Annotated in this window: 1 pseudogene; it reads left to right on the top strand. The window is 66.2% G+C overall.

Annotated features, from left to right (window positions below):
- A pseudogene (locus tag AC3A5Z_RS24205) lies at positions 1-225 on the top strand (recombinase family protein); the annotation flags it as partial.

The following is a 225-nucleotide window of genomic DNA, read 5'->3' as shown; positions in this document are numbered from 1 at the left end:
GACAGGCTGCTGCATCCCGACCTGATCGCCGTCTTCGTCGAGGAATACCGCCGCGCCTGGAACGCGGCGCAGGCCGGGGCCGGTGCTGCGCGCGACAAGCTGCAGCGCGATCTCGGTCAGGTCGAGAAGAAGATCGCCGGCATCCTCTCGGCGATCGAGGACGGGATGTATCATCCGTCGATGAAGGCGAAGATGGCAGACCTGGAGACTGCAAGGGCGCGGCTC

Source organism: Cereibacter sp. Soil_C_27, from assembly GCF_057657095.1.
Note: the sequence above shows the minus strand (reverse complement) of the source record. Positions and strands in the feature narration are given on the sequence as shown.